The sequence below is a fragment of the Pseudomonas sp. HMWF006 genome (assembly GCF_003061205.1).
GTDB classification, from domain to species: domain Bacteria; phylum Pseudomonadota; class Gammaproteobacteria; order Pseudomonadales; family Pseudomonadaceae; genus Aquipseudomonas; species Aquipseudomonas monsensis.
Map to the genome: position 1 here is coordinate 1 of NZ_QAIU01000069.1, position 4,418 is coordinate 4,418.

4 protein-coding genes are annotated in these 4,418 nt (G+C 61.7%); 2 read left to right on the forward strand and 2 right to left on the reverse strand.

Annotated features, from left to right (window positions below; genetic code table 11):
- Positions 1-1,523, reverse strand: a 1,523-nt coding sequence (locus tag DBR24_RS02595; RefSeq protein ID WP_146188937.1) for a ShlB/FhaC/HecB family hemolysin secretion/activation protein, incomplete at its 3' end; no start/stop codon positions are given.
- A 108-nt stretch (positions 1,524-1,631) separates the two neighbouring features.
- Complete coding sequence (locus DBR24_RS02600; protein ID WP_128613816.1) at positions 1,632-2,765, reverse strand: MFS transporter; 1,134 nt, start codon at positions 2,763-2,765, stop codon at positions 1,632-1,634.
- A gap of 98 nt (positions 2,766-2,863) precedes the next feature.
- Between DBR24_RS02600 and DBR24_RS02605 the strand changes: the two genes are divergently transcribed.
- Positions 2,864-3,628: a helix-turn-helix transcriptional regulator gene (locus DBR24_RS02605; protein ID WP_123462164.1), complete on the forward strand. Its 765-nt coding sequence runs from the start codon at positions 2,864-2,866 to the stop codon at positions 3,626-3,628.
- Positions 3,629-3,724: 96 nt separating this feature from the next.
- The coding region (locus tag DBR24_RS02610) for an HlyD family secretion protein (RefSeq protein ID WP_146188938.1) at positions 3,725-4,418 on the forward strand (694 nt) is incomplete at its 3' end.

Sequence of the window (4,418 nt, forward strand, 5' to 3'; positions counted from 1 at the left end):
ATCTGCACCGGCCATGCGCTGCGCAGCGGCAGGCGCAGGGTGTTGCGCCAGATTGCGCCGCTGGCGCCCGAAGCGCTGCTGACCCGATAGCCGCGCACCGCCGAATCGTCGGTGCCGAGCAGTTGTTCGATCGCCGGCAACGGATCGGGGCTGTACTGCACGTTGAGCTGGCTCTGCCACTGCCACGCCTGCTCGCCGAGTTGACCGTTACGCCACTGACTGAGGCCGGCGCGGTACTTGCGAAACTGTGCCTTGGGCAGGTTGTTGATCGGTTGCTGCGCGTCGTCATCGGCACCGAGCCAGCGCAGGCCCTGCGCGTAATTGACGTCGAGGTTCCACACCGCACGGTCAAGCCAGAACAGATTGAGTCCGGCCTCGGCCACGGTCAGGGTCGGACTCTGAATGCCGAGCCGCACGTCTTGCAGATAGCTATCGACATCCTTGTGCGCCAGTTGCAGGTTGGCGCTGAGCTGGCGGCTCTGATCGCGCCACAACACGCGGTCGGCGCGCAGGCTGATCTGGTCGGTGATGCCGGTGCTGTGGAAGGTCACGCTCGGCAGTTTGAATGGCGCGCGGTATTCGGCATGGCTGGCGAACACACTGTAGGTCCAGTAGCCGTAAGGGATCGCGTAATACAGACTGGCGTTGCGGTTATAGCGGTCGCCCTGATTCAACGTGTCGCTGGCGCTAAGGCTCAACAAGTCGTTGAGTTGCAGCGGACTGTCGAAGCTCAGGCTGACGCTGTCGCGATCACGTCCGGTGCTGGCGCTGCCGAGGTTGTCGATGCCCGCATTCAAGGCCCAGCGCGACTGCCCGGCAGTGCGCGAACGCAGGATGATCCGCGAAGCGCCGGGCTGGCTGCCGGGGGCGATATCGGCGGTCAGATCGACCGAGCGCAGGCGATTGAGTTGATCGAGGCCTTGCTCCAGATCGCGCAGGTTCAGCGGCTCGCCGAGCATGCCGGGGAACGCACCGCCGAGGGACAGCGGCAAACGCTGATCGGCCAGCTCGATGGACTCGATGTAGCCCTCGTCGACCCTGATGTCCAGCGACTGCCCCGCCGCCGGCGCGCTGAGCAGATAAGGGCGACTGGCGATGTAGCCCTTCTCGACGTAAATCGCCGTGATGGTCGCCAGCAGATGGTTGATCTGCCTGACGCCCATGCACGGCGCGAGCAACGGTTTGATCCGCACGTTGAGTTTGTCACTGTCGATCAGCGTGACGCCGCCGATGCGCGTGCCGCTCAACGGCCAGCACTGTTCATCCGGCTCGACGGTTTGCGCTACGACCGGGGTCGTGGGTGCCGGACCGAAAGCACCGCGCTCCAGCTGACGGCGGCGCTGTTCCAGTTGCAGTTGTTGCAGATCGCGTTGCTGTTGCTGCTGCTGGCGCAGCACTTCCTGGCCCGGCGCGACAGGTTCGGCAGCTTCAATCGAGGAGGCACACACACTCAACACAAAGGCCGACAGCAGCGGGCAAAGCGTGGAACAACGACGAAAAACAGCGCAAAACGGAAACGGCACGCAACTTCCTTGCGATCATCAAATGGCGTAATGCCATGTCATCAATGATCGTGATAGTCGGAGCCATTCCACACAAAAGCAAGACGCTTCCTACAGCGCTTACATTTCTTAAACAATTGCTTTGCCTGGCTTTATTGTCAGCAGCAAAGCCACGGCGCTACTGGCTATCAGGGTTTCCCCGAGGGCTTGAAACCAGCCAGCGAGCATCAGCCCCGCGCCGATCAGCAGGTAATACATCAAGCCCAACAACGCCCCGGCGGTGCCCAACCGATCAGCGTAATCGGCCAGGGCCGAACCGAGAATGTTCGGGATCGCCAGGCCAAACGCCAACACCACCAGCAGCATCGGCAGCACGAACGCGACACTGCCCTGCAGCGACCACACGCCAAGACCACCGAGCAAGGCGATGCCAGCCGCGAGGCGAATCAACTGCAATGCCTTGAACCCGACCGTCAATAAGCGCCGGTTCAGCCATGCTCCAAAACCTGAGCCCAGTGCGAGGATCACACCGCTGTAACCGAACACACTGGCGTCCACACCCAACCGCTGAAACATGAACGGAGCGAGGCTGTAATAGCTGAGCAGCGCCACGTTGAATGAGGCGATCCACAGCGCCGAGCGCCAGATACCCGCGTCAAGCAACATGCGCCCAAGCGTTTTGAACAGAGCAACATGGCCAGTCGGCGCTGGCCGGGTTTCCACCAAGGTGTAGCAACTCCATAACCACAACAACGTGGCCAGCAACAGCAACGCGGCGAGCACACCGCGATACCCAAAGGCCTGCACCAGGCTGGCGCCACTGAACAAGCCAAGCGCCGGGCTGGCCGCCAGCGCGATACCCACCAGGGAAAACACCTGCGCCAGTTCGGCGCCTTTGAAGCGGTCGCGCAACACGGTCTGCGTGACCACCGACCCCACCGCCGCACCGAAGGCCGCCAACATCTGCGCCAGTAACAAACCGTTGAAACTGCTGACCCGCAGGCCTAAAAGCGTGGCAATTGCAAAGATTGCCAGGCCCGCGAGCATCGTCGGGCGTCGACCGATGCGATCGCACAAACGCCCCCACACCACCACCCCGACGGCAAACGCGAGGAAATGCACCGACAACGTCTGCGCGGCGGCTTGCGGGCCAACGTCAAATACCCGCCCGATATCACCGAGCGCCGGGCTGTACAGGGTTTGCGCGATCTGCGGAAACATCAGCAACGCAATCGCCAGCCACAGGAAATGTCTGTTGTTCATTCTTCATCACTCCTCGCATAAACCGCCGAGGAGTTTAAGAATTGCGCAGTGGCGTATTATCCAGACCCTGCCAACTAATCACTGAAATCGGACAATCCATGGCCTGGCTCGATGCCCACGCAACGTTTGACGCAGATCGCTATCAGGCACCGGTGATCGGTATTGCTTCGACCCTGGGCGATCACGACTCCGGTTTGCACCGCCATCAACGCGGGCAGCTGCTGTACACGCGACAAGGCTGCACGCGAATTACCCTGGCGCAGCAACTGTGCCTGCTACCGCCGTCGCGGGCGGCGTGGATTCCACCGGGTGTCAGCCATCGCGCGGTGATGCAACAGAGCGTCGACTACCGCTCGATCTACTTGATCCCCGAACTGTGCGCTGCACTGCCGCAGCAGGTCTGCGTGATTGAAGTCAGCCCGTTGTTGCGTGCGGTGCTGGAACCGATGGCGCTGGCGGATTTCGCCAGCGATTGGCAGCAGGGCAAACTCTCCCACCTGCTCGGCCTGTGTCTGAGCGAAATCGCTGAAGCGGCGCAGCAACCGATGCTGCTGCCGTTACCTCAGGACAAGCGCCTGGCACCACTGTTGAAAACGCCTGAACGTCTGCCTCCGGAGTTGCAAGTGCTGGAGCAGCAGGTCGGCGCCAGCAGCCGCACCATCGGGCGAATCTTCCAGCGCGAAACCGGCATGAGTTATCAGCAATGGCGCCAGCAGTGGCGCTTGATGCGCGCGATGGAATTGCTCGCCACCGGGCGCAGCCTGAGTTACTGCGCGTTCGAATCGGGTTTTGCCAGCGATAGCGCTTTCATCGCCTTCTTCAAAACCATGACCGGCAGTACACCGGGCCACTGGCTCAAGTGAACAACTGACGATTGGCACCAGAAATAATTTGCCACCAAATATTATCTGCATCATATTACAGCCGCAATAACGATCCGCTTACGCAGGTAATCCGCCATGACTAGCATGCCCACCCTCGAACCTGTTGTGGTAAAGACCAAGCCGCCCCTGCTCAAACGCGTTTTGCTTCCGGGCGCAGGATTGCTCGCGCTGATTTTCGCCGGTATTTACGCCATGCACTGGTGGGGCGCCGGACGTTTTCTCGAAGAAACCGACGATGCCTATATCGGTGGCGACGTCACGGTGATCGGGCCAAAAATCGCCGGCTATATCGAAGAAGTGTTGGTCAGCGACAATCAGCCGGTGAAGGCCGGCGACGTACTGATTCGCCTCGACGCTCGCGATTACCGCGCCAATCTCGCCAAGGCTGAAGGCGCCGTTGCCGCCGAAGAAGCCCTGCTGGCCAACCTCGACGCCACCGAGCAACTGCAACAGGCGGTGATCGGCCAGGCCCGTGCCGGCATCGACGCCGCCGGCGCCGAGACCGCTCGCTCGCGGGATGACAACGCACGCTACAAACGTCTGGTGACAACCAATGCCGTGTCGGTGGAAAGCGCCCAACGCGCCGACGCCACCTTCAAGACCGCGCAAGCCTTGAGTGCCCGTGCGCAGGCTGAACTGCTCGCCGCGCAACGCCAGCTCGCGGTGATCGACACGCAAAAACAGCAGGCCCGCGCCGCCCTCCAGCAAGCCCGCGCCGAGCGGGATCTGGCGCAATTGAATCTGGGCTACACCGAATTGCGCGCCCCGG

Coding starts and splice junctions, on each gene's coding strand:
- DBR24_RS02605 (WP_123462164.1), top strand. CDS start 2,864: ATGGCCTGGCTCGATGCCCACGCAACGTTTGACGCAGATCGCTATCAG.
- DBR24_RS02600 (WP_128613816.1), bottom strand. CDS start 2,765: ATGAACAACAGACATTTCCTGTGGCTGGCGATTGCGTTGCTGATGTTT.